26 protein-coding genes and 1 tRNA gene are annotated in these 25,156 nt (G+C 57.3%); 16 read left to right on the plus strand and 11 right to left on the minus strand.

Annotated elements, in window-relative coordinates; genetic code table 11:
* Positions 1-2 precede the first annotated feature (2 nt).
* A complete protein-coding gene (locus tag VKV18_RS15535) occupies positions 3-788 on the minus strand; it encodes an alpha/beta hydrolase (protein WP_324205094.1) in 786 nt (261 codons plus the stop codon).
* Between the two features lie 18 nt (positions 789-806).
* On the minus strand, positions 807-1,991 hold the full coding sequence (locus VKV18_RS15540; protein ID WP_324205095.1) for an LL-diaminopimelate aminotransferase: 1,185 nt from the start codon (positions 1,989-1,991) through the stop codon (positions 807-809).
* Positions 1,992-2,153: 162 nt separating this feature from the next.
* Between VKV18_RS15540 and folP the strand changes: the two genes are divergently transcribed.
* Positions 2,154-3,026, plus strand: coding sequence for a dihydropteroate synthase (folP, locus tag VKV18_RS15545; RefSeq protein ID WP_324205096.1), 873 nt, complete (start codon positions 2,154-2,156; stop codon positions 3,024-3,026).
* Entirely contained in the window at positions 3,023-3,940 is a 918-nt protein-coding gene (locus VKV18_RS15550; RefSeq protein ID WP_324205097.1) for a 7-carboxy-7-deazaguanine synthase QueE, read from the plus strand. Before folP ends, VKV18_RS15550 begins: the two co-directional genes overlap by 4 nt.
* On the opposite strand, the gene galT is transcribed toward VKV18_RS15550, so the two are convergent.
* From galT to VKV18_RS15570, 4 genes are read right to left on the minus strand one after another with little or no spacing between them, the layout of a single operon-like run.
* The gene (gene galT, locus VKV18_RS15555; RefSeq protein WP_324205098.1) at positions 3,929-4,921 is read right to left on the minus strand and encodes a galactose-1-phosphate uridylyltransferase; all 993 of its coding nucleotides are present in this window, start codon (positions 4,919-4,921) and stop codon (positions 3,929-3,931) included. The two genes, VKV18_RS15550 and galT, sit on opposite strands and share 12 nt — an antisense overlap.
* Positions 4,914-5,081, minus strand: coding sequence for a hypothetical protein (locus tag VKV18_RS15560; RefSeq protein WP_324205099.1), 168 nt, complete (start codon positions 5,079-5,081; stop codon positions 4,914-4,916). The genes galT and VKV18_RS15560 overlap by 8 nt, the downstream gene beginning before the upstream one ends.
* 35 nt (positions 5,082-5,116) lie before the next feature.
* Positions 5,117-6,046: a GNAT family N-acetyltransferase gene (locus VKV18_RS15565; RefSeq protein WP_324205100.1), complete on the minus strand. Its 930-nt coding sequence runs from the start codon at positions 6,044-6,046 to the stop codon at positions 5,117-5,119.
* A 20-nt stretch (positions 6,047-6,066) separates the two neighbouring features.
* Positions 6,067-7,212 carry a PLP-dependent aspartate aminotransferase family protein gene (locus VKV18_RS15570; RefSeq protein WP_324205101.1) on the minus strand — a complete coding sequence of 382 codons (1,146 nt, stop codon included), beginning with the start codon at positions 7,210-7,212 and terminating at the stop codon, positions 6,067-6,069.
* Positions 7,213-7,397: 185 nt separating this feature from the next.
* Here VKV18_RS15570 and VKV18_RS15575 point away from each other — a divergent pair, with 185 nt between their 5' ends.
* The gene (locus VKV18_RS15575; protein ID WP_324205102.1) at positions 7,398-7,709 is read left to right on the plus strand and encodes a hypothetical protein; all 312 of its coding nucleotides are present in this window, start codon (positions 7,398-7,400) and stop codon (positions 7,707-7,709) included.
* Here VKV18_RS15575 and xylB read toward each other — a convergent pair.
* The 3 genes from xylB to VKV18_RS15590 all read right to left on the minus strand — a co-directional run bounded on the left by xylB (position 7,699) and on the right by VKV18_RS15590 (position 11,442).
* Positions 7,699-9,252 (minus strand): xylulokinase, encoded by a 1,554-nt coding sequence (gene xylB / locus VKV18_RS15580; RefSeq protein ID WP_324205103.1) that lies wholly within the window; start codon positions 9,250-9,252, stop codon positions 7,699-7,701. The genes VKV18_RS15575 and xylB overlap by 11 nt on opposite strands.
* A 109-nt stretch (positions 9,253-9,361) precedes the next feature.
* A complete protein-coding gene (locus tag VKV18_RS15585; protein WP_345786431.1) occupies positions 9,362-10,723 on the minus strand; it encodes an Nramp family divalent metal transporter in 1,362 nt (453 codons plus the stop codon).
* A 2-nt stretch (positions 10,724-10,725) separates the two neighbouring features.
* Positions 10,726-11,442, minus strand: coding sequence for a metal-dependent transcriptional regulator (locus tag VKV18_RS15590; RefSeq protein WP_324205105.1), 717 nt, complete (start codon positions 11,440-11,442; stop codon positions 10,726-10,728).
* A gap of 186 nt (positions 11,443-11,628) precedes the next feature.
* Between VKV18_RS15590 and VKV18_RS15595 the strand changes: the two genes are divergently transcribed.
* A tRNA-Lys gene (locus tag VKV18_RS15595) sits at positions 11,629-11,701 on the plus strand.
* 72 nt (positions 11,702-11,773) lie between these two features.
* Here the strand turns inward: VKV18_RS15595 and VKV18_RS15600 are convergent.
* Positions 11,774-12,997: an MFS transporter gene (locus VKV18_RS15600; protein ID WP_324205106.1), complete on the minus strand. Its 1,224-nt coding sequence runs from the start codon at positions 12,995-12,997 to the stop codon at positions 11,774-11,776.
* Between the two features lie 57 nt (positions 12,998-13,054).
* A complete protein-coding gene (locus VKV18_RS15605) occupies positions 13,055-13,894 on the minus strand; it encodes a sugar phosphate isomerase/epimerase family protein (protein ID WP_324205107.1) in 840 nt (279 codons plus the stop codon).
* A 138-nt stretch (positions 13,895-14,032) separates the two neighbouring features.
* On the opposite strand from VKV18_RS15605, the gene VKV18_RS15610 reads away from it, so the two are divergent.
* The 12 genes from VKV18_RS15610 to flgL all read left to right on the plus strand — a co-directional run.
* Complete coding sequence (locus tag VKV18_RS15610) at positions 14,033-14,989, plus strand: carbohydrate kinase family protein (protein ID WP_324205108.1); 957 nt, start codon at positions 14,033-14,035, stop codon at positions 14,987-14,989.
* 1 nt (position 14,990) lies between these two features.
* On the plus strand, positions 14,991-16,145 hold the full coding sequence (locus tag VKV18_RS15615) for a glycosyltransferase (RefSeq protein ID WP_324205109.1): 1,155 nt from the start codon (positions 14,991-14,993) through the stop codon (positions 16,143-16,145).
* Positions 16,146-16,151: 6 nt separating this feature from the next.
* Positions 16,152-17,303, plus strand: a complete 1,152-nt coding sequence (locus tag VKV18_RS15620; RefSeq protein WP_324205110.1) for a glycosyltransferase family 1 protein — start codon at positions 16,152-16,154, stop codon at positions 17,301-17,303.
* Positions 17,304-17,523: 220 nt separating this feature from the next.
* On the plus strand, positions 17,524-18,279 hold the full coding sequence (locus VKV18_RS15625) for a flagellar hook-basal body protein (protein WP_324205111.1): 756 nt from the start codon (positions 17,524-17,526) through the stop codon (positions 18,277-18,279).
* Positions 18,280-18,448: 169 nt separating this feature from the next.
* Positions 18,449-19,240, plus strand: coding sequence for a flagellar basal-body rod protein FlgG (gene flgG, locus VKV18_RS15630; protein WP_324202154.1), 792 nt, complete (start codon positions 18,449-18,451; stop codon positions 19,238-19,240).
* A gap of 4 nt (positions 19,241-19,244) precedes the next feature.
* Complete coding sequence (flgA, locus tag VKV18_RS15635) at positions 19,245-20,237, plus strand: flagellar basal body P-ring formation chaperone FlgA (RefSeq protein WP_324205112.1); 993 nt, start codon at positions 19,245-19,247, stop codon at positions 20,235-20,237.
* Positions 20,238-20,251: 14 nt separating this feature from the next.
* Positions 20,252-20,890, plus strand: coding sequence for a flagellar basal body L-ring protein FlgH (locus VKV18_RS15640; RefSeq protein ID WP_324205113.1), 639 nt, complete (start codon positions 20,252-20,254; stop codon positions 20,888-20,890).
* A gap of 39 nt (positions 20,891-20,929) precedes the next feature.
* Positions 20,930-22,147 (plus strand): flagellar basal body P-ring protein FlgI, encoded by a 1,218-nt coding sequence (locus VKV18_RS15645; protein WP_324205114.1) that lies wholly within the window; start codon positions 20,930-20,932, stop codon positions 22,145-22,147.
* A 13-nt stretch (positions 22,148-22,160) separates the two neighbouring features.
* Positions 22,161-22,490, plus strand: a complete 330-nt coding sequence (locus tag VKV18_RS15650; RefSeq protein ID WP_324205115.1) for a rod-binding protein — start codon at positions 22,161-22,163, stop codon at positions 22,488-22,490.
* 6 nt (positions 22,491-22,496) lie between these two features.
* Entirely contained in the window at positions 22,497-23,003 is a 507-nt protein-coding gene (locus VKV18_RS15655; RefSeq protein ID WP_324205116.1) for a flagellar protein FlgN, read from the plus strand.
* Positions 23,004-23,093: 90 nt separating this feature from the next.
* Complete coding sequence (gene flgK, locus VKV18_RS15660; protein ID WP_324205117.1) at positions 23,094-24,560, plus strand: flagellar hook-associated protein FlgK; 1,467 nt, start codon at positions 23,094-23,096, stop codon at positions 24,558-24,560.
* A gap of 92 nt (positions 24,561-24,652) precedes the next feature.
* Positions 24,653-25,156: flagellar hook-associated protein FlgL (gene flgL / locus VKV18_RS15665; RefSeq protein WP_324205118.1), on the plus strand; the 504-nt coding region annotated here is incomplete at its 3' end.

The following is a 25,156-nucleotide window of genomic DNA, read 5'->3' on the forward strand; positions in this document are numbered from 1 at the left end:
GTTTATCTCTTTCCTTTGGCTCCGTTGGACGAGGCCAAATGATTCTTATAGAAATCGAGGATGGTGGCGATGGTGTCGTCTTCGTTAAGCAAGGCGGTTCCGTGCTCAGAGCCGGGAAGCACCTTCAGCAGATGGTTGTTGCCGGGCAGTAGTTCGCCGATCTGTTGCGGCCCGTTGTCGGCGATGGAATCGCCCTGATCGTGCAGAATGAGGGTGGGGGTGTTGCAGCGCCGGGCCGGCGTAAGGGCATCTAGCCCATGGTAGTTGGCGCCAGGCGAGAGCAGAACCAGAGCTTTTACCTGCTGAGGATGGGAGGCGGCATAGATGAGGGCGTTATTGGCACCGTAGGAGGCGCCGGCCAACCCAATGGGGCCTTTTCCCCGCAGAAAGGCAATAGCGGCGGCGATGTCGCCAGAGGTATCCCAAGGGGCATCCGCACCGGTCGGCCCCGGCCCTTGTGTGGAGCGCCCGGCCCCACGTTGATCGATGGCCAAAGCCACATAACCCGCTTTTTGAAGGGCTTTGGAGAGCGGCTCCCAGTCGGAAGCCTGCCCTCCGCGTTGGTGCAGCAGAATAACGGCCCCCTGCGAAGGCCCTTTGGGGAGGTAGAGATCGCCCACGATCGTCCAGCCATCCCTTGTGTGAAAAGAGACGGTTCGTACGGAACCGGCTGTCGGTGCCGAGGCAATGGGCGCTTTAGGAGCGCTGCCGGAGTGGGCCGAGCAACCGCCGGTTGCTCCCAAGAGCAACAGAGCTAGTACGAGAAAGGGTTGAAAGCGGCACCGCATCGTCTCCTCCTCAAGAGCTTAGCTACGATTTTTTTGACCCAGCACCCGGCCAATGCGCTCCACGGCCTCTCTTAGGCGCTCTCCTTCGCGATCTCCGAGCACGGTAAGCGACATACGCACGTAGCCCTCGCCATGCTGCCCATAGCCGGTTCCTGGGATAACGTTCACACTGGCTTCCTGAAGAAGGAAGCGCGCAAACTCCGCGCTGGTGAACCCTTCCGGCACACGCGCCCACACGTAGATGGTGGCCTCCGGCTTACGGACGCGCCAGCCCAGGGCATTCAGTCCATCGCAAAGGATGTCGCGTCGCTTTTTATAGAGGTTCAGCGTGGGGGTGTTGTCTACATGCAGCAGGGCGTGTGCTGCGGCCAACGAGATGGCCGGAAACTGCTTGCTATCGAGGTTCGACTTCAACTTGTTCAGTAGGCCGACAGCATCGGGGTTCCCCACCGCAAAGCCGATGCGCCAGCCCGTCATGTTATACATTTTGGAAAGGGAGTGTAGCTCGATGGCCACCTCTTTGGCACCTTCCACCTGCAGTACGGAAGGGGGAGGCGATTCGTAGTAAACATCTACATAGGCCGCATCGTTTACCAGCAGCAGCTCATACTGTTTAGCAAAGTCCACGGCCTTACGGAAAAATTCGAGCGAAGCCACCGCCGATGTGGGGTTATTGGGGTAGTTAAGCCAAAGAATCTTGGCGCGTTTTGCCACATCGGAAGGAATGGCCTCTAAATCCGGCAAAAAGTGGTTCTCTTCTAACAAGGGGAGCGCATAGGCCTCGGCACCGGCCAAAAGGGTGTTGACACGCGGCACCGGATAGGCTGGGTCGGGACAAAGCGCGAGATCACCGGGGTCGAGATAGGCCCAAGCCAAATGCGCGAGGCCTTCCTTACTTCCTATCAGCAGAAGGGCCTCCTTGTCGGGGTCAATCTCCACTCCGAAACGGCGGTGCATCCAGGTGGCCACGGCCTGCAGGAAAGGAGTCCATCCCGCGGGAGTTTCGTCGTAGCGATGGGTAGTAGGGTCGTGTGCGGCCTGTTTGAGGGCTTCGATGATCGGCACCGGCGTGGGCTGATCGGGGTCGCCAATGCCGAGGTCAATGAGGTCGCGCCCTTCCGCGAGGGCTTTTCGTTTTAGGGCCGCGATCTCCCCAAAAAGGTAGGGTGGTATCTTCTCCAAGCGTCGAGCGGGAGCTATCACGCAAACTATCTCCTTAGATATTGATTCCCTTTTAGTCTACCCGAATGCCGCCGGAGAAACGAAAAGCTCCCCAGAGGGCGCGGTACCTCGCATTTTTCTGCTCCCTTCGCGTATACTCTCTTTGAGGAGCATGGTGATAAGTACTTTGAAGAGTTCAAGACGATGAGCGCGCGAAAACGCTGGGCGGCATGTATGGAGTCGGCACGTCGCGGCGCCCGCACGTTAGTGATGGGCGTGCTGAACGTAACCCCCGACTCGTTTTCGGACGGTGGGCGCTACTTTGCCCCAGAGAAGGCGGTGGAGCACGCTATTGAGATGGCCAATGCGGGGGCCGACATCCTCGACATCGGGGGCGAATCCACACGGCCTGCTACCTTCACTTCCAACCGCCCTCTGCCCGCCGAAGAGGAGTTACGACGCATCCTCCCCGTTGTCGAGGCTCTGCGTGTGCAGCTGCCGGATATGCCCATTTCGGTAGACACCTACAAGGCGGAGGTGGCTCAAGCGGCTTTGGAGCGAGGCGTCGTTTTGATCAACGACATCAGTGCGCTGCGCGCCGATGCACAGATGGCCTCGGTGGCACAACGGTTCGACGCTTGGGTATGCCTTATGCACATGCCAGGGCTACCTACAGCCCTTCCGTCTGCGCCCCATTATGAGGATGTGGTGCGCGAAGTGGTTGAGCACCTGCGTGAACGGGTGAAAAGCGCGGAAGCGGCAGGGATCGCCCCTAACAGAATCCTCATTGACCCCGGCATCGGGTTCGGTAAAACACCCGCTCAAAACCTGGAGCTACTGCGTCGTTTGCCGGAACTGCTGCAGCTAGGCTACCCTCTGCTGGTGGGCACCTCCCGGAAGTCGTTTATCGGAAAGGTGCTTGGAGGTCTACCGCCAGAAGAACGCCTGGAGGGGACGGCGGCCACGGTGGCATTGGCCATTGCCGGTGGGGCGCATGTGGTGCGTGTGCACGATGTGAAGGCGATGGTGCGTGTGGTGCGCATGACCGATGCCATCGTTCGGGGGTGGCCGGGATGAGCGGTTCAGGTCCCTATGCAGTAACACATCTCAAGGCCGATACAGGGGGCCCCAGGAAATCGCAAGATTTTCTGGGGCAGGGCGCCCTTCCCCTCAAGGCCGACGCCCTTCCCCTCAAGGCCGACGCCCTTCCCCTCAATGAGGAGCCACGCCTGCCCAAAGCGCGCCTTGTAGAGGTTTTCTCTTCGGTGCAGGGGGAAGGCGTTTTGGTGGGCTATCGGCAAGTATTTGTCCGCACGTACGGATGCAACCTGCGCTGCACCTATTGCGACAGCCCGGAGACGCTGAAAGAAAGCCCTCTGCCAACGATTTGCCGCATTGAGTGGCCGGCAGGCACAGGACGTTTTGAAAAGCTTCCCAATCCTGTTGGGGCGGAACAACTTACCCAGGTAGTGGAACGTTTTCTTCAGAGGCCCCATCATTCTGTGGCCATCACCGGAGGGGAACCACTTTTACAGGCGCGTTTCCTGGAAGCCTGGCTACCGACTGTGAGGGCGCTAGGCCTGAGAACCTTTTTAGAAACAAACGGCCTGCTGCCGGAGCACCTTCAGCGCATAGTGGCTCTATTAGACTATGTATCTATGGACATCAAAACCCCCTCGGCCACCGGTCTCGAGCCGGAGAAGACGTGGCCGACGCACCGCCGATTTTTGGAGGTGGCGCGTTGCACCAACGTCTACACCAAACTGGTTGTCACACCGCGCACCACAGACGATGAGCTAAACCGCGCCATAGACCTTATTGAATCGGTGGATGCCTCCATTCCGCTTATCCTGCAGCCGGTTACGCCCTGCGGGTATGAGCCGGTGGGCGTCTCCCCGTCGCGTCTGCTAGAGCTACAATCTCGTGCGGCCATGCGTCTCAGCGAGGTGCGCGTTATTCCTCAAACGCACAAGCTCGTGTCACTCCTCTAGCAGGTGGGGTGGGGTGTCGCGCAGGGTGCGACCTGTGTCTTCTGCATGGGTGTCGTTAATGAAGACACCTGCCCCTGCCTCCGAACCGGCTAAATATTTTAGTTTGTCCGGCGTACGGTAGGGCGGGTAGAACTCGATGTGGAACCGATAGTAGTTATATGTGCCCCCGTCGGTTGGACGTTGATGCATCACCATGATGTAGGGGAGTGAGGGCTTCGACGGCCAAAGGTTATTGTATTTCTCCATCACCACCTTAAGAATACGCGCAAGATCGGCACGCTTAGAGCCATCGAGATCGGTAATGGCTGTATGGGATGAACGTGCCACCACATGCACCTCATAAGGGTAACGCGCATAGAAGGGCACAAAAGCTACAAAGGAGCGATTTGTGGCCACGATGCGCCTTCCATCTTCTAGCTCGGCTTGAAGAATGTCGTCGTAAAGGTTTCTGCCGGTGCGTTCAAAATGCTTTTTGGCGGCGTTCAACTCCCGCTGTGGGATGGGGGGGATGAAAGGATAGGCATAGATTTGGCCGTGTGGATGGGAGAGAGTGACCCCGATTTCGCGCCCTTTATTCTCAAAAATGAACACATACTGCACGAACTCGCGTGCGCCAAGCGCGGCAAAACGATCGGCCCAAACCCAAATAAGCTCTTCTACTTTGGTTACCGAGAGTTGAGCCAGCTCTTTATCGGCATGGGGGGTGTAGCAGACGACTTCGCAGATTCCCTCTGCCGGCCTCACCGGTTCAAGTGGCGTTGAGGGCACGGAGGGCTCGGGGGGTGTTCGGCGAAAAGAGGGAAACTTATTTTCAAAAACTACGATCTCGTAGGTCGGCGCCGGTATCTCGGTGGGAAAGCCTCCGGGTTTGGTAGGGGCGAGCGGGTTGTAGTCGGGGGGCGGAAAGAAGGTGCGGTCTTGACGATGGGTGGCCGTTACAACCCACTCCTCCAAAGTAGGGTTCCAGCGCAGTTCAGACACGGGCTTTGCGCTCCTCCTCTGTTTCCGGTTCGATAGACTCCTCTGTCTCTTTCAAAGCCTCGAAGGCCTCCGTCTCTTCCGGTGTGGCCGTGTCGGGAAAGTGGTAGTAGATCAGGTATCTTCCGTCCTCTTTTAAGGTTATTTTCTTCTGCATTCGCATAGGTTACTCCAACAAAAATAGGGTGTACTCAAATTCTACCCCGTCTCGGGAAGGAAGGTGGGGAAAACAAGACCCTTAGGCTCTTGCCACGGCCCGCGTACTTGGGCAAAGTGCAGTTCACAGTTGCGTGCGCCCCAACCGTACAGCGTGTGAACCAGCGCATCGGCCTGGGAGGGAACGAGCACCACGGGGCTGCGCCCTCGATGTTGGTTCAGCTCCTCTGCAATGAGCGCCGCAGCCTGCTCCTGTGTACGTGCCACCCCCGGCCCCAACATATTGCTTGCCGGGGCCGCAACGGACGTTATGAACCCTTCAATGGTGCCCTGTTCGGTCTCTAACACGGAAACGTGCCAGAAACCGTCGGTATTTTCCACAAAGTAGCGATAGTCCTTCTCGCGGCGGATACCGGCGATCTCGCGTTCTAGGTCGGCAATGGCGTTGACATCCTCAAGGGTAGCGGGGCGTATGCGATGGCCTTTTGGCAACGTATAGGCGATGCCTTCGGGCGGCACGGTGATCAGCATGTCCTGATAGATCGTTCGGGGAACGAAGCCGGCACGGTTATAGAGGGAGAAGGAATCGAGGTTGATGGCGCTGGAGACCAGGCGCAGTGGTTTATTGGCCTCTTCGGCAATGGTTATAATCGCCTGTAAAAGCTGCCTTGCCACTCCTTGGTGAAAATAGTTAGGATGGGCGTTCATGATGCCTAAAGAGACATGGGTCTCTCTTGGGTGGTAGAAACAGGAGCCGGCGATGCGCCCGGTGGCATGACTTACAGCGACAAGGCAACATCCGGGATCGAGGGCCTCGTAGATTTGGCAAAAGGCTTGTGTGCTCTCCGGCGGTCCTGTGAAGATGGGTGGACGCCCGTGCGTTTGGTACCAAAAGTTCGTAGAGACGTAGATTAGCTCGGCAACCTCACTCCACTCTTCTCGACGCATGGGTCTTAAGGTGAACTCGGACATAGGCGCTCCTCACAGAAGATTTACCCAAGGGCTTGCTCTAGATCGGCGATTAGGTCTTCCACATTCTCCAGGCCGACCGAAAGGCGCACAAGGCCGTCGCCGATGCCTCGCGCTCGACGCTCTTCCGCAGGCAGGGCGGCGTGCGACATCTTGGCCGGGTAGCTAATGATGCTCTCAACACCGCCAAGGCTACCGGCCAGAGCGAAAAGCGTGGTGCTTTTTAGCAGCTTTTCGGCGTCGGCCACCTCCAACTCGACCGATACCACGCCGCCCCCCATACCACGCATCTGTTTCTGCACCAGAGGGCGCTGATTGGGGTCTGTTAGCCCGGGGTAGTAGACGGTGCGGACTCGCGGATGTCCCATAAGAAATTGGGCTATGCGCAGGGCATTTTCGCAGTGGGTTCGCATGCGTACGGCCAGCGTGCGAATGCCGCGCAGGGTTAGCCAGCAGTCAAAAGGGGAGGCCACAGCTCCGGTAACTTTCTGGATTTCCCATAAACGGGCGCGCAAGGCGGGGTCGCGCAGAACGAGCGCCCCACCCAGCGTGTCGGAATGACCTCCGAGGTACTTGGTGGAGGAGTGCATCACGATGTCGGCTCCGAGAGCAAGCGGGTTTTGGAGATAAGGGGTGGCGAAGGTGTTATCTACGGCGACGAGGGCGCCCACGTCGTGTGCGGCCTGCACCACGGCAGCGATATCGGTGAGTTGGAGAAGGGGGTTGGCAGGGGTTTCTAGCCAGACCATACAGGTGCCTGGAGTGATGGCCTCGATGAATAGCTCCGTATTCGAGGCATCGGCGTACTCTACAATAACGCCGTTGGGGCGCAAAATGGTCTCGGCAAGGTGCGTTGTTCCTCCATACACGTCACGTGCCAGCAGAAGCCGGTCGTTGGGGCGCAACAGACGAAAGGCGGCATCTATGGCGGCCATGCCGGAACTAAAGCAGAGAGCAGGGCATTCGGCCGGGGCCTCTTCGAGAGAGGCCAAACAGACCTCCAAAGCATGACGAGTGGGGTTGCCATAACGGATATACTCATAGCCGGCTCGGCTTACGCCTGGCTCCTCGAAAGCATAGATCGTCGTGGGGTAGATGGGGGGAATAACCGCACCTGTCGTCTCTTCCGGCTCTTGCCCCACATGAATAGCACGAGTGGCAAACTCCATCCAAAACAGCTCCTCAAATTTTGTCTACAAGTTTACCTGTTTTTGAGCGGCTTGCAAGTTAAGGCATCTTCGTGTCCGCTCGTAGGGAGCAACTCTATTCGGACAAGGCACTTTGGTGCTGTCGTAAACGACCGCGCGCCTAAAGGCGAAGGTCTCTCGCTTCGCTTCGAGGCGACAGCGTCGAGATGACACGACTATCGCCGAGAGAGCACCAGCCCGATCCCATCTGCCGGCCCAGCGAAGCCACAGGACACACAGAAAAAACGTTTGTAGGCTTTGACGACCTTAGCGATGGCGCGGATGGTCATCGGTGCTGGGAAGCGAAAGCGCTTCCTCACGTTGCGGTAGACGCGCTTCTGGAGCGCGATTTTGTTGCGCACCGATGGTCGAAGGCAACCTCTACAATCGCGTTGCAGGTTTTATGGCACGTTTTCACGGCGATGTCTTCGGGTGCGCGGCAATCAAGGCTGATGGAGATAAGCCGTTTTAACTGGTAGGAGTGGCCGCGAGATCGCTTGCGATGGAGGTGACCTCGGCAAAGCTTGTTTTAAGCTGGCCGTAAAGCGCTCGATAGAGAGGGTAGTAGCGATTGTAGATGGCCTGGTTCTGTGGGTTCACTTGGGTGCGATGCGTCACCTGAATAACGCTCCGACAGGCGGCCTCAACAGAGGGATAGATTCCCGTTCCTACTCCGGCCAACAGAGCCACGCCCAGAGCCGGGCCTTCATCCACATTGATGGTGACGTGGTCTTGACCAATGATGTCGGCCTGAATTTGGCGCCAAAGAGGGCTGCGCGCACCCCCGCCCGAAGCACGCACCTGCCGGATGGGCACCTGCATCTCCCGCAAAATCTCGAAAGAGTCGCGCAATCCGTAGGCCACACCCTCAAGAACGGCACGTGCCATATAGGCACGATGACAACGTCGTGTGATGCCGAAGAACACGCCACGGGCGTTCGGATCGGGGTAGGGCGTGCGCTCGCCGGTGAGGTAAGGCAAAAACAGCAGACCTTCGCACCCGGCAGGCGCCCTTTCGGCCTCTGCACAGATGATCTCGTAAGGATCGCGCCCTAGCGCTTGTGCCACCGCCCGCTCCGGCTCGCAGAAGGTGTCGCGATACCATTGCAGCGAGCCACCTGCCGAAAGCATAACGCCCATGAGATGCCACTTTCCGGGCACCGCGTGGCAGAAGGTGTGCAGCCGCAACTGGGGGTCTACGGCAGGTGCATCGCTATGGGCGAAAACAACCCCTGAGGTACCCACAGTAGACGACACAATGCCGGTCTCCACAACGCCGTTGCCCACGGCACCGGCTGCCTGATCGCCACCGCCTCCTACAACCGGTGTTCCCTCCGCAAGTCCGGTTGCGAGGGCGGCTTCCGCTGTGATACGCCCTGTTATTTCCGGCGATTCGTACACTTTAGGCATCCATTCCCGCGGGATGGCGATGGCATCGAGCAGCTCATCGGCCCAGGCGCGCTTACGTACGTTGAAAAGCGCCGTTCCACTGGCGTCGGAGACCTCCGTAGCGTACTCACCGGTAAGGCGAAACCGCACATAATCCTTAGGCAGCAGCACCTTGCGCACCTTTGCATAGTGGTGGGGTTCGTGCTGACGGAGCCAGATGATCTTGCCGGCGGTAAAGCCGGTGAGCACCGGATTCGATATAAGCTCTATCACCTTCTCGCGTCCCACCGTCTGCATAATCCAGTCGCACTCCGCTTGGGTGCGCTGGTCGTTCCAGAGAATGGCGGGCCGAATGACGGCATCGTTCTCATCGAGAAAAACGGAGCCATGCATCTGCCCCGAAAGTCCGATGCCTTTTATCTCTTTGGCATCTACTTTGGAATCGTGCAACACACGTCGCAGCGTGGCGCAGGTCGCTTCCCACCAATCATGCGGGTTCTGCTCGCTCCAAAGCGGGTGGGGGGTGAAGAGCGGGTATTCGTAGGTGGCGCGCGCTTTTACCTGCCCGCTCTCATCTATCAAGATAGTTTTTGTGCCGCTCGTTCCTATATCTATTCCGATTAAGAAGGCCATAAAAATAGCTCCTGAAAAGAGGTGGGGATGCTGCCGCGGGGGAACGTCGGCAGCATTGCTTAAGATGTTACCTCAACGAGGCACACACTTGGAGCGATCCACCATCAATTTAATGGCCACCGTGGAGGGAGGTTACAATAAGCCAGGCGTTAAGCACGACGATGAGCACGGCCAGGAGCACGCCCACTATCTGCACGATACGCCCGTTGACAAGCGGCCCCATGCGTCGGCGGTCACCCGTTATCTGAATCAGAGGAATGACGGCCAAGGGCAGCTGCATGGAAAGCACGACTTGGCTAAAAAGCATCAGCTGGTCTATCCCGCGCGCTCCATAGAGGATAACCGCCGTTGCCGCGGGCACAATGGCCAGACCACGAGAGATAAGTCGTCGCAGCCAGGGGGCAATACGGATGTGCAGGAAGCCCTCTAGAATGATCTGGCCGGCCAACGTTCCTGTGAGCGTGGAGTTCTGACCCGATGCCAGCAGGCCTATAGCGAAGAGAGGGGTGGCCAGGGAAACACCGAGCAGTGGGGTAAGCATACGATAGGCATCTTGTATGCCGGTGATCTCGTGATGGCCGGTGCGATAGAAGGTGGCTGCGGCGAGGATGAGGATGGCGGCATTGACGAAGAGGGCCAACATAAGCGCAACAAACGAGTCGGTTTGGGCCATGCGCACGGCATCTTTCTTATCCTCCCAGCTCTCGCCGAAATCGCGTGTCTGCACCACGGAGGAGTGGAGATAGAGATTGTGTGGCATAACGGTGGCGCCCAAGATGCCGAGCGCGATGTAGAGCATGCCGGCGTTTTGCACGATGTCCCTATGGGGCACAAAGCCGGCTATCACCGCATGGAAAGAGGGATGCGCGTAGAACAGCTCGATGCAGAAGACCGCCATGATGGTGGCGATGAGCGTAATGACGATGCCCTCTATCCAGCGGAAGCCCTTGTGCTGAAGGGCCAGCAGCAGAAGAACATCGAGACCGGTTAGGATGACGCCGGCGGCCAAGGGAATATGGAACAAGAGGTTAAGCGCAATGGCAGCGCCGATGACCTCGGCAATGTCGCAGGCCACAATACCGATCTCGGCAGAGAGCCAGAGGAAGATGACGACGGGTTTTTTATAGATATCGCGACAGGCCTGTGCCAGATCGCGCCCTGTGGCGATGCCCAGCTTGGCCGAGAGCGCCTGAAGGAATACGGCCATAAGGCTGGAGATGAGCACGACACTTAGCAGCCGATAGGCAAAGGCTGCCCCACCGCCGATGTCGGTAGCCCAGTTGCCGGGGTCCATATAACCCACAGCCACAAGATAGCCCGGCCCCACGAAGGCCAGCAGCCTACGCCAGAAAGTGGCACTTTTAGGGACAGGTATGGAACGAAAGACCTCCGGAAGAGAGGGAAGACTTGGAAGAGTATGCCATCCGTTGAGGGCCGATCTCTCTGGTGTTTCGCTGCGAACGGTATCCACTTTCACTCCTCCTGTTCCTTGTTCTGATAGATTTGTGTTGGTTCTTCGTAAGGTAAAACAAAAACCTGGGCGGCCGCTTTAGGGGCGATGCGCACGATATCCTGCCCCACCTGTGCTGTGAAGTCGCCCCCAAACGGCTCGCGTTCCAAAAGCGCAACAACGGAACCGGGCACAAGCCCACGCTCTTTGAGATAACGCAATAGCTCTGGGTCCTCATCCACCACATGGTCTACGGTATAGCGACCGGGAATTGCCATCTCATCAAGCGGACGACTTGTAGAGGGCATCACCTTAAGGTCACGCGAGGGAATAGGGGCTCCATGCGGACATGTAGTTGGGTGACCCAGCAGGTCATCTATGCGCGATTCAAAGTCCTCGCTGATGTGGTGTTCCAGTCGCTCGGCCTCGGCATGAACCTCTTCCCAGCTATAGCCTAAGGCGTCCACCAGGTAGCGCTCTAGCAGTCGGTGATGTCGAATAATTTCCAAAGCTACCTTGCGCCCGCGGTCGGTGAGCTGAATAGCATGGTAGGGGGTGTGTTCCACCAGCTGCAACTCCGTCATCCGACGTAGCATTTTGCTAACGGCGGGCGCACTTACGTGCAATCGGGAGGCCAAATCGGCCGTGTTGGCCGTGCGGCCTTCAAACTCCATGTGGTAGATGGCTTTGAGATAGTCCTCTACGGACTGGCCCGGAAGATTTTCTTGTGTTTCCGTCATTGCTGCCTCATGGTTCATTCCAAATTGAACTATGGTTAATATACCCTATTTCACACGGCAAAGTTCCAGTTTGACTAAAGGCTTGGCCTCTTTGGGCCAGGCTATGAACCTTAGGCTTCGCTTTTGGGTAGACGATGAGGTTTTTGACAATTTCGTGGGCTTCGCAGTATACTAAGAAACAGGCGAGGGTCGTTAGCTCAGTTGGTAGAGCAGCTGACTCTTAATCAGCGGGCCACAGGTTCGAGTCCTGTACGACCCATGGGCTTGCTTTGAGTGCTTGCCAAGCTGCTGTCTCAGAGGGGCGATTAGTTAACGGGTAGGTTCTTTGAACCTACCCGTTTGTATTTGGAGAGGGCAGTCTGGCGAGGAGCAGGGCGCTGAGGCTGGCCAGCAAGGCTCCTAGGATGAAGGGTAGAAAAGGACGATATTGATAGAGCGCTCCCGCGATAAGGCTGGCAGGCAGAAGCGCTATTCCGACTACCATATGATAGGCTCCTATTTGAGTGGCCAGTTTGGTGGGGTCGGAAAAATCGGCGGCAAAAGCGCGCTGAACCCCCTGAGTCAGCGCATAGTAGAGACCGTATATGATGAAAAAGACGGCAAGGACGAGTTTTGAAGGCGCTAATCCGACGCCTAAATAGACCACAGCAAAAACGAGGTAGCCGGCTATAACCAGCGGTCTGCGGCCAATGCGATCTCCGAGAATGCCGATGTTGTAGTCTAAAAGCGCCTCCACCACGTTAAAAAGCGCGTAGAGCGCCATAACTCCGGTGGCCGTGTAGCCAACGCCTTGGGCACGCAACAGAAGAAAAGCGTCGCTGAAATTGCCGAGGTTGAACAGAAAGACGATGACGAGGAATCGCCGATAGAGCGGGCTTAGCTCCGACCATTTGGGTAAAGGAAGAGCCGTTGCCGGTTTCTTGGGCGCCGAGTCGCGCTTTTCATGAACGAACAGCAGGAGGGTAAGAACGGCTAGGAGGCCGGGGATGCCGGCGAAGAGGAAGAGGGCACGCAACTGATGCGATAGGTCGCCCCTTATTGCCTTCAATATAAGGATGCCGAGCAGCGGCCCCACCACAGCGCCGATGGTATCCATGGCACGATGCAGGCCGAAAGCCCGCCCTCTTAACGCGATCGGGGTGGCTTCCGTGATGAGGGCATCGCGTGGAGCGGTGCGAATGCCTTTGCCCAGCCTATCTATAAGGCGGAGCAGCAGCGCGAATGGCCATAGGGTAACCAGCGCCATGAGAGGCTTGGCCAAAGCGCTGCTGCCGTAGCCGAAGACGGTGAGCGGCTTGCGTCGCCCAGAACGATCGGAAAGGTAGCCCGAAACAAGACGAAAAAGGCTGGCAGCACTTTCTGCAAGCCCCTCGATAAGCCCCACAATGGAGGCCGGCACGCCCAACACAAGGGTAAGAAATCGGGGAATCTGTGTGTAGGCCATCTCGGTAGACATATCCATGAAAAGGCTTACGAACCCAAGAGCTACCACGGTGCTGCTAAGGCGCCGCGATGTTTCCACCGCCTCGGTGTGTGTTTCCGCCTCGATAGACATAGTCCTAAACTCCTTAAGAATATCTTCCGAATCGCAACTTTTCAGGCGCGATGCCCTCTAGACATTCGCTCCATGGGAGCGGGGTTCAAAAAGCATACGCAACGTTTCGGCGATGTGCTTCAGCCCCAGCGTCTGCAGGGTGCGATAGCCTTCTACCTCTGCAGTAATAGGCCCCTCGTAGCCGATCTCATGAAGGGCGATACGTACCCGCTCCCAAGGTACATCGCCTTGAGCCGGATTGCAAAAACCGCTAATATTGCCTATTGTCGTTCGGAAATCCTTTACGTGCACCTTGCGAATGCGTGTGTTCAAAATCCGAATCCACTGATCCGGATAGCCGAACGTAAGCACATTGCCCACATCGAAGTAGGCTCCCACATGGGGGTGGTCCACGGCGTCGAGCAGCTGGGCAAATTCAAGAGGAGACAGCAGGAAGCGATTCCACACGTTTTCCACCCCGATATGCACGCCGAGACGCTCGGCTTCGGGGGCAAGGCGCTTTAACCCCTCTAAAGTCAGCCGATAGACGGCATCGTAGGAGGAGTCGGGGGTCACCACACCCGGCACCACGAGTACGGTATCGGCGCCAAGCCACTTCGCCACCTGAAGCTGAAATCGCACCACCTCGAATCCCTTCTCACGGATGGCGGGGTCTGGCGCGGCGATGGGGTATTTCCAGCCGAGACCGGTTGAGAGGCTAAGTAGTTTTACCCCACATTGCGCGGCATCTTCGGCGATACGACGGGCGCTTTGCTCATCTGACTGTAAAGAGACCTCGCCCTCTTCGGCCAAATTCACCTCCACACAGTCGAATCCGGCCTCTTTGGCCACTTGGAAGGCCTGACGGAGCGGCAGGCCAGAGGGCAACGACCAAGCGTTGATCCCGATGAGAGGCATGAACGTAGCTCCTTCCCTTGTTTAATCGGCATTTCGGCAGAACAGCACCCAATTCCTACCTTGCATTTGCAATAGCCCTTGCAGGAGGATGGACTTTTGAGAAAGAATTAACTCCTAAGCAGCAGAAGGAGGACGTTTATGGTTGACGTTACCTGTGTGGGTGTGTTGGTTGCGGATGTGGTCGGAAAGCCGATAGAGCGTTTCCCCGACAGAGGAAAGCTGGCGTTAGTGGAGCGAATCGAGCTTCACGCCGGAGGCGGGGTTTCTAATACCGGCACGGCGCTTGCCCGTTTGGGTATTTCAACGGCTGCCGTAGGGAAAGTGGGTAAGGACGGTTTTGGCGATTTTTTGACCCATCATTTGGCGGCACAGGGGCTTGATGTCACGGGGATCGTGCGTGACACGCGGGAGGCGACCTCCTCGACGATGGTTTTGGTGCATGGCGATGGGGAGAGAAGTTTTCTGCACTACTTGGGGGCTAACGCCGCGCTGACTTTAGAGGATATTGATTTTCAGAGGGTACGTCAAAGCCGTATCCTCCATATCGCCTATGCGTTTTTACTGCCCGGGTTGGATGGCCATCCGATGGTAGAACTGCTGAAACGGGCGCGTGAGGTCGGGGTGATCACAAGCCTCGATACGGCTTGGGATGCCAAAGACCGTTGGTTCTCCCTCATACAGTCGTATCTGCCTCATGTGGACTACTTCGTGCCGAGTTGGGAAGAGGCACGGAAAATAGCGGGAGAGCGCAACGACCCGCGAGATGTGGCCAAGTTCTTCCTCGATCATGGGGTGCGTGTTGTGGGGTTGAAGTTGGGTGAAAGAGGCTGTTACGTACGCTCGGCTGCGGGCGAAGAGGTGCAGCTTCCGGCCTTTAAGGTTCCTGCAGTAGACGCGCTGGGCGCGGGAGATGCCTGGGTGGCCGGCTTTTTAGCCGGCGTTGTGAAACAGTTGGATTTGGAGCGCTGCGCCTGGCTGGGCAACGCTGTAGGGGCTTCTTGCGTGATGGCCCTCGGAGCAACGAGTGGCGTGCGTGGATGGGAAGAGACCGTAGAGCTGATCCGCAAACACGGCGGCCCAAGCTTCGAGCATTGAGATGCGAACCGAATCGTCACTTCGTATTGCTATGTTCACTCCCTGGAAGGCACAGTGTGGGATTAGCGATTATAGCCGCCATCTTGTGGAGGCTTTAAAGGCACTTCCAGAGGTAGAGGATGTGACTATTGTAGAACCACCCGGTGATGCCTCCAAGCTCTCCACATGGCAGGCGCTTTGGCGGCGTGGCGCACGCAAACGGCTCTACCAATCGCTGGGGCAGCAGATGAGCCGACAAGGCGTTCATATCGCCCATGTGCAGCATCAGTATTTCTTCTTTGGCGGTGTCTCTCCCTTAAAAAATCGGTTTCTAGACTTCCTCCAAGAGATCCGCCCTCCGGTTGTTATGACGGTACATGAGCTTGCCCTACCGCAGGATTCTTCCTTGTTGAAAAGGATTGCACTTGCTAAAGTGAACCGAGCCTCCTTTCTCGCGCCGAACCTTCAGCGCCTCGTAGTCCATACGGAGGCCGATCGCGTGGCGCTGCAGAACATCGGGTGCGACTCGGATCGGGTAGTACGAATGCCGCATCCCGTGCCTCCTGCCGCGCCCATGCCCGACTCGGAGCAGGCCAAACGGGTCTTGAATTTGCAGGGGAAGCGGGTACTCACCATTTTCGGCTTTATATCCAAGAAAAAGGGGCATCTGGTGGCTCTAGAGGCGCTGCGTCAACTGCCTTCCAACGTAGTGCTTCTGCTTGCCGGAGGAAGGCACCCGGACGATCGCACCGACTACGTAGACCAGATTTATCGGCGAGCTGAAGCGTGGAATCTAAGAGGTCGCCTTGTGGTTACCGACTATCTGCCTGAGACCTCTATTCCCACCGTTATGGCGGCCACCGATATCGCCTTGGCACCCTACTTGCAGACTTCCGGCTCCGGCTCGCTGGCCAACCTGCTTGCTTACGGACGCGCTATTGTAGCCTCCAGCATTCCCCCACATATCGAGATCGCCGCCTCTACCGACCCTCCCTGCCTCCATCTCGTTACGGTGGGCAACCCCACTGCGTTGGCGAGGGCTGTGGAGGGGCTACTTGGCGACCCGCACGGCCTGCGGATGCTGCAAGAGGCGGCGTTGCGCTATGCGAAAGCGCATCCCTACTTGCAAATGGCCCGCAATTTGGTGACTCTCTATCGGGACGTGCTGCGGAGATGAGCCAGATTGAGTAGTCGTGTTGGCATAGATGGGCGAACCCTTACCGGCCCCTTTACCGGTGACCGCTCCTATTGGCGTGGTCTGCTTTCTGCCTTGCCAGGGCTAGCTCCCGACCTTCAGTTTTATGTGTACAGCCACCGTCCTTTTCCTAAAGAGGTGCTGCCCTCGGCCTCAAATCTCGTTTTGCGCGTGATCCCTGCCCGCAATGAGCGGCTATGGAGCCTTTTTACACTGCCGGCCATCGCTCGAAACGACCGCTGCGACCTACTCCATGTGCAATACACCGTTCCTTTTGGTTGCTCCTGCCCGGTCATCACCACCGTACACGATATCTCCTTTCGTCTCCACCCGGAATGGTTTCCATGGAAGCACCGCCTTCTGCTTAACATCGGGGTCGCTCTCTCTATAAGGCGTGCAGCGAAAGTGATCACGGTCTCTGAGACATCGCGCCAGGACATCTTGCGCCTGTACCGATGCCCTCCCGAACATGTTGTTGCCATTCCCAATGCCGTCTCTCCCCTCTTTTTCCTGCCGATTGCTCCTGCAGAGGCGCAGCGTGTGGTGATGGAGAAATACAGAGTCTCCACCCCCTTCGTGCTTGCCGTGGGGGTTCTGCAGCCAAGAAAGAACATCGAAACACTTGCTGCGGCCTTTGGAATCGCCCATGCTCGGTACGGCAAGCCCCTTTCCTTAGTGCTTGTGGGCAAGAAGGGTTGGGGAGTTCAGGAGGAGACCATTCGCGCTCGGGTAGCGCAACACGGCGGCCTTGCCGCTGCCGAGTCCCTTGTGTTTACCGGTTATGTGCCGGATGAAGACCTGCCTTTCCTCTACACGGCCTGCGCCGTATTCGCCTATCCGTCGCTTTATGAGGGCTTTGGCATTCCGCCACTTGAGGCCATGGCGTGTGGCGCGCCAACCCTCGTTGCCCAAGCGCCTCCCATGCCCGAAGTGGTGGACGAGGCGGCGCTTCTCATCTCTCCTAACGATCCGTGGGCGTGGGCAGATGCCCTCCTCTCTGTGCTACAGGATGCAGACCTACGAGACCGTTTGAGGGAAAAAGGGCCTCTTCGTGCACGTTGCTTCACTTGGGAAGAGAGTGCGCTTCGTACTTTGGCGCTCTATCGGCAGATACTCGCCCCCACCTCTTCCTCGGCCTAGCTAACAGACCCTGCTACAAATCCTCCTCTCTCTGCATTTCGGTCGCCATGCCAATGGGGCAGAAAGAGTGCGGCCGGGAAAGTTCTGCAAAATTGGGATGCAACTACCAATAATCCCCTTATGAAGAACGCAGACCGGTGTCTTTCGAGAGGATTCCTCGAAAAAGCCTCTCTGCATGGCACCGATCAGGACAAACCCCGGTGTTTCAAGGAGTAACGTTATGGAACGTGGGCTTTATGCCGCCGCTTCCGCCATGGTCGCTCAACAGACCATTCAAGACGTGATAGCGCAAAACGTCGCCAATGCAACTACGGTGGGTTATAAGCAGGACGTGCCTACTTTCCGTTCGCTCACGGCTTTGGAGCTTGAGCGTCTGAACGGGAATAACGCCCAAGGGGTGCCCATCGGGGAGCTTGGGACAGGAGTTATGCCCGACCGAATCTATACGGACTGGAGTGTCGGCCCCATCGAGCAGACAGGCAACCCGCTGGATGCGAGCCTTGGCCAGGGGCTTTTCTTTGCGGTGAGCACGCCGGCAGGAGAACGCTATACGCGAGCCGGCAACTTCCGTTTAGACGGTCAGGGCAATCTCTACACGGCAGCCGGCTTTCCTGTGCTTGACGATCGAGGACAGCCGATCAATGTTGGGCGTGGGCCGAATGTGGCTATCGATCGTATGGGCAATGTTACGGTGAACAACCGGCCGGTGGCGCGCCTACGCATCGTGCGCATTGACCCCAACTTTCTACAAAAGCAAGGCGATTCGCTCTTCGCCCTTACCGGCGGCCCGGCGCCTGTTCAGGTGCCTAATCCGCAGGTGCTTCCGGGAACTCTAGAGCAATCCAACGTCAACGTGGTAACCGGTCTGGTAGACCTCATCGTCGTACAGCGCAACTATGAGATGGCTCAGAAGGCCATTCTCACACACGATGAGTTGTTAAAGCAGACCACCAACAATGTGGGCAGTGTTTCCTAGTGTGGCTTAAGGGCTGGGTTAGAAACCTGCCCTCTTACGGCCGGACTTTCGGCATGGCGCGTGCCGAAGGAGGCCGTTCGCGCTCGTCCGATTGACGGCGCTCTACTCAACGCTTTTAAGGGCTTTTGGCCCTTCACAACGCTACCATTTTGGAGGAACGGCATAAACTATGGATCGCGCGCTTTTTACCGCTGCAACAGGGCTTGCGGCCCAACAGCTTAGTCTCGATGTCATCGCGAACAACCTCGCCAACGTCAGCACGGCGGGCTTTAAGGCCAGTCGAGTAGACTTCGAGGACCTGATCTATCAAACCCCTCAGGAGCCGGGCACGCAGACAGGCCCCAACTCCATGCTTCCCACCGGCCAGCAGATAGGGCTTGGCGTATCCTCTGGAACCACCACCACGGTGAACACACAAGGCACACTACAGCAGACGGGACGGCAATACGATCTGGCCATTCAGGGAAACGGCTACTTTAAAATTCTCATGCCGGATGGGACGACGGCCTACACTCGGGCCGGCAACTTCGCAGTGGATGGAACCGGGAAACTGGTTACACCAGATGGCTACGCGTTACAACCGGAGATCGTGATACCGCCCGATGCGGTCTCTTTCTCCGTCAGCCCTGACGGGCAGGTAAGTGTGCGACGTGCAGGCCAGCAACAGGCGACCGTTGTTGGGCAGCTTCAGCTCACCACATTTGTGAACCCCGCCGGCCTTCGCGCGATGGGAGGCAATCTCTTCATGCCCACTCCGGCCTCCGGCCCGGCAGTAGACAGCACACCGGGAACCCAGGGGGCGGGCACGCTGCAACAGGGGGTCATCGAATCGTCCAATGTGGATATCGTCTCCGAGATGGTGCGGATGATCATCCTTCAGCGGGCTTACGAGACCAACTCTAAGGTCATTCAATCCGCCGACAGCATGCTCGGCATTGCAAACTCCATCAAGCAGGGTTAAGGTCATGAAGCGATTCGCGTTCGTTCTTGCCATTTGGCTCGTGCTCGGCTTTCATGGCAAGGGGTATGCGGCCAAGAAGCCCGAAAAGTCCACCTCTACTGGGGTCACCATCGTTGCCAAAGCCGAAAGCGTTGTGAACGGCAACCTCATTCACGTGGGCGACATCGCCACCATTCAGGGCGGAAGTCCTGCGCTCCAGCAAGCCATCGCTGCCGTTGTCGTGGGGGTAGCGCCCTTGCCCGGCCTATCACGCTCGATCATGGCAGGCGACATATTGGTGCATCTGCGTGAAGCACAGTTGACCAATCCCTCCGTTCACATTAAGGCGCCGACGATGATTTTGGTGCGACGTGCCGCCAACAACGTGGCCGCGAGCCAGATCGTACAGGCTGCTTTGGCCGCCGCGCAAAAGGCGGTTCAGGGCATTACAGGAGCCGTGCTAGTGCCCGATCCGGTGGAAGGAAATGTGGTGCTGCCCACGGGGCAGCTTCAGATAGTCGCCGGCCAGGTAAATGGAGACCCCAACCTTGGGACGCTCTTCGTGCCCGTTAGCCTTTGTGTGGACGGCAAGCCGGTGCAGGCCACCACTGTGACGTTTCACGTACATCGAAAGTTACAGGCTCTGGTAGCGAATCGAACGCTTGAGCCACGCGATATTCTTCGGCCCGACGATGTTTCGCTGGAGACAGTGGACCTCCCTCCAGGTTTTAACGACCCCATTACCGACGCCAAAGATGCGATAGGAAAACGCGCTACACGCCGCATTTTGGCCGGTGCGCCCATTCCTGCATCCGCTCTCGAGGTGCCGCCAGTGGTGCAGGCCGGAAATATCATTACCGTGCTGTACATCGTGGGGCAGGCGCGCATTACCGCCTATGGCACCGCACAACAGTCGGCCCGGGTGGGCGATACCATCCATGTCTATATCACCTCAACGCACAAGGTCATTGATGCTGTGGTGCTAGACGCCCATACCGCAGAGGTGATGGACAACTGAAAGGAGATAGAAAGATGCGAAGAAACTATAGGTGCTTTCTTTCTTTCGCGATTTTCATGCTAGGACTGCTGCTTGCAGTCTCTCAAGGAAAGGCCCAGTCGCTCTTCCCGGTAAAGGAGGCCAACGAGGAGCTTAAGGGAAGCAGCAGTGCCTCCGCCGCCTCCCTTTTCAGCGACCTTCGTGCCCATAACGTAGGCGATGTACTCACCATCACGGTGGAGGAGAGCACGACAGCCCAAACCACGGCCAGCACCAAGGCCTCGCAGACCGATTCGGTGGATGCTTTCGGCGGGACAGGGCTTATCCACAACTTTTTCCGTAGCTTGGCGCTCTCGGCCTCGAACTCGCGCAACGCTACCGGCGACGGTACCACATCGCGCTCCGGCACATTTGTTACCACCCTCTCGGTGCGGGTGAAAAAGGTGCTACCGAACGGAACCCTGCTTGTGGAGGGCACCCGCGTGATGAAGATCAACAAAGAGACCCAGAAGATTACCTTTACCGGCATCGTACGTCCAGAGGACATTGGGCCTGACAACACGGTGCCCTCCAGCCTGGTAGCCGACGTAAAAGTGGCCTACGATGGCAAAGGGATCGTGGGAGATACCCAGCATGAAGGCATTCTTACACGCATCTTTCGCTTCCTCTTTTAAGCGCGGGGAAGTACGGATAGAGAGTGAGGCAAAAAGAGAATGGCACGACTTACCGTTCTATGGATCGCTGGGATGATGGCGTTCGGGCTTTGTGTCGCCTCTTGGGCCGATGCGCCGCCTTCCAGCACTCCGGCTCAAAATAGCTTGAAGCCCTCAAGGCCAACGCCCTCCTCTGCAGAAGCAATGGCCAACGCCGGTTTCGCTCCTATCAATGGGCTGACGCGGGTGAAAGACATCGCAAACCTGCAAGGGGTACGAGGCAACCAGCTCATCGGCTACGGCCTTGTAGTGGGGCTGGAAGGCACCGGCGATGGACAGACCACCCAGTTCACGCAGGCCTCTTTGGTGAACATGCTGCGGCGCTTCGGAATAGATGTGCCCGCTTCAGCGGTAATGGTCAAAAATGTGGCGGCCGTTATGGTTACGGCCGACCTGCCTCCATTCGTAAAGCCGGGCAGCCGCATAGATGTGGTGGTCTCCTCGATGGGCGACGCCAAATCGCTGCAAGGGGGCACGCTTCTGCAGACGCCCCTGCGTGCTGCGAACGGCCAAATCTACGCAGTAGCCCAAGGCCCTATCTCCATCGGGGGCTTCAACTATGAGGCAGGCGGTTCTAAAGTGCAAAAGAACGATGTGAACGTGGGGCGCATCCCCGGAGGGGCCTATGTGGAGCAGGCCGTGCCGATGCCGCTAAGCCAAGATGGCACCACCCTAGAGTTCACCCTGCAGTCGCCTGACTTTACTACGGCAAGCCGTATGGCCAACGCTATTCGCCAGCAGCTTAATGTGAGCACATTGGCGGAGGATGGTGCCACCGTAGAGGTGGTGGTGCCGGACCAATGGCGGCAAAACCTCGTGGGCTTTATCTCTAAAGTGGAAGAGGTAACCCTCACGCCGGATGTAGTCGCACGCATAGTGGTGGATGAGCGCACCGGTACGGTGGTGATAGGCGGCAATGTAAGGCTTGGTGCAGGGGCTGTAGCCCACGGCGACATCAACGTGGAGGTAAGTAACACGCCCGTAGTGGTGCCGCCACCTCCGTTTTCGGTCAACCCGCCGCCAGCTACCGTCGTGCCGTTGAAGAGCACCCAGGCCACAGAACATGGCGGGCAACTTGCCGTTATTCCACAAACAACAACGGTAGACCAGCTTGTGCATGCCCTCAATGCGCTGGGAGTCACTCCGCGCGACCTCATCGCCATTCTTCAAGGCATGCGCGCTGCCGGCATGATACAGGCCGAGATAGATATTCAATAAGGGAGGGGCCATTATGAGTACAGTGTCATCGCCACTACCGGTCGTTTCGACAACGCAGGGCAATACCACCCTACAGCAACAGCAGGAGCGGCTGAAGAAAGCCACGCAAGAGTTTGAGGCGCTTTTTCTCACAACGCTTCTGCGCCCCACGTTGAAAGAGATGGTGGGAGGCGATTCGCTTTCTGACAACAGCTATGAGATGGGCTACTACCAAGATATGATGGAGCGTCGCCTTGCCGAGGTACTCGCCAAGAACGGCGGTTTAGGTCTGGCCAAAACGCTCTACGATGAGCTTGCACCCCATCTACTCGGGACGAGCACCGCCGCAGAAGGGAAGAAGTAATCAACGATGTCGGCAACATCCACAAGTCATTTGATCACAAGCCTGCGCAAAATATTACAGCGTCAACTGGTACTGTCGCAGCAACTGCTTGAACTCGCCAAAGAGCAGAACGCCGCGCTGGTAAAGAACGATGTCGCCCTGTTGCAGCAACTAAACGAGCGACAGCAGGCCTGCCTGAGCGAACAAGAGGCGCTCGAACGCACCCGCGTGGAGATCGCGTGCAAGCTGGGCAAGGCGTTTGGGCTAAAAGGGGTTCCACCCCTGCAGCAGCTCTTACCGCATTTAACGAAACCCGACCAAGAGGCGCTGCTCGCACTACGGAAGGAACTGCTTCGCGTGCATGATGAGATAACGGCAGTGCATGAGCGCAATCGCCTGCTGCTTCGCAACGGCCTTCACTACATCGTCTTCAGTTTACGCCTGCTCACCGCGGCAGCGCTGCAACCGGCCCGCTACGGAACGAATCTTAACGAGGTAGTAACGCCCAGTTTTTACATAGACAGCAAGGCCTAAAGGCTTTGCTCGTATTCTCAATCTTGTAGACGCACGGAAGCGTCGGGGTCAAAAATACGGTTGACCTACATCCTTCAAGGAGAAGAAACCATGCCATCTAGCTTTTTCGGATTAGAGATCGGCTATTCGGCACTGGCCTCCAGCCAGATCGCCCTCGATGTCGTTTCTAACAACGTATCTAACATCAATACTCCCGGCTATGCGCGGGAAACGGTGGCCTTCGATGAGACCGTTCCGTTTACCCTGCCCGGCCTAGATAGCTTTTCGCCCGGGCAACTGGGCACGGGTACCACGATCACGGCCATTAACCAAGTGCGCGATCAGTTTCTTGATCGCCAAATTTTGGCTGCCAACTCCGATCAGAGCGCTTACAACACGCTTCAGCAGGTGCTCGGCCAGGCACAGACGGCCTTCTCCGAGCCTAGCTCGAGCGGCATAGGGCAGCAGCTAACGAACTTCTTTAACGCTTTCAGCAATCTCGCCGCCAATCCGGAAGACCCCGGCATTCGCGCCACAGTTGTCAATCAGGCGGTAACCCTCACCAATGCCTTCCATAACGTGAGCAATTCGCTGAGCCAACTGCTGCCCAACCTCAATTCACGTATTCAACTAGATGTGCAGCAGATCAATAACATCACAACGCAGATCGCCACTCTGAACCACCAGATCGGGGTAAGCATCGCCGCGGGGCAACATCCGAACGATCTTATAGATAAACGCAGCGCGTTGCTTTCTCAACTAAGCGGTTTGGTGAACCTGCAGATTGTGGATGAGATCAACCCACAAACCGGGCAACCGAATGGGGAGATAGATGTGCATGTGGGCGGGTTTACCCTGGTTCAGGGGGATACGGTCGAACCGCTTTCCTACACCTCAACTTCGGTCGGCAGCGCCAATACTCTGGGCCTTGTGGACTCGCAAGGAAACGCCATCCCGCTTTTAGGGGGTGAGGTTTACGGACTTTTGAAAGCGTCGGCGATGGTTCAGGGCTACCAGAGCCAACTCGATACCCTTGCCTATAACCTCATCAACGCGGTGAACAACATCCATCAAACCGGCATGGGGTTAGATGGGTCTACCGGTACGCTCTTCTTCTCTTCACCGCCTCCCCCGCCGGGCACTGGCGCAGCTGCCTCCATCTCGGTGAATTCGGCCATTATCGCCGATCCTCAAAAGATCGCTGCGGCTTCGGTTCCCACGCCACCCAACCCGCTTGCACCGGGGAACGGTGATGTAGCAAGCCAAATTGCCAACCTGGCCAACACGGCCGTTATCGGCGGCGCCACGTTGAACGACTACTATAACGCGCTGATATCCACGATTGGCTCGGACACGCAGACGGCGCAAGCACAAGCCAATAACCAACAGCAGATCGTCTCACAGCTGCAAAGCCAGCAACAGTCGGTTTCGGGCGTGAACATGGATGAGGAGCTAACCAACATGTTGCAGTATCAGCGCACCTACCAGGCGGCCGCACGAGTGATCAACATGGCCGATACCTTCCTGGATACCATTATCAACGGCCTTGGCGCCGGCAGCACTCCGGTAGGAGCCTAATTTTTACCGATAATCTCTAGGGACAGACGGCATGGAGGCCGTTTCCTTTGGAACCGTTCGGGCGATTCGCCCCTCTGAAAGGAGTCAGAACCATGCGAATTAGCACACAACAGATCGTACAAGATACTATTCTCGGCGTAGAAGACGCCTACTCGCGCTTTGGCGTGGCAGAAAAACAGGTGAGCACCGGAAAGCGAATCAATCAGCCTTCCGACGACCCGGTGGGCACGGGCGAAGTGCTGAAGCTGCAACAGCTTAACTCGCAAATAAATCAGTACAACAACATTATTGACCTTGCCGTAAACTTTCTGTCCACCACCGATTCGGCGCTGAGCAGTACCGACAATCTGTTGCAGCAGGCACGAACCATCGCTTTACAAGCGGCTAACAGCAGCCTCGACGATTCGGCACGGGCGAACCTGGCCGATCAAATAGGCCAGATCATCACTCAGGTCATCAGTTTGGGGAACAGCAGCTATGAGGGGCGCTACATTTTTGCCGGTCAGCGCACGAAAACGGCGCCTCTCGCGCAAACCCCTTCGGGGTTTGTATATTCCGGCGGCTCGGCAGCCACCGGAGATGGGGACATTAGCCTC

The organism is Chthonomonas sp., from assembly GCF_035294505.1.
Lineage (GTDB): Bacteria > Armatimonadota > Chthonomonadetes > Chthonomonadales > Chthonomonadaceae > Chthonomonas.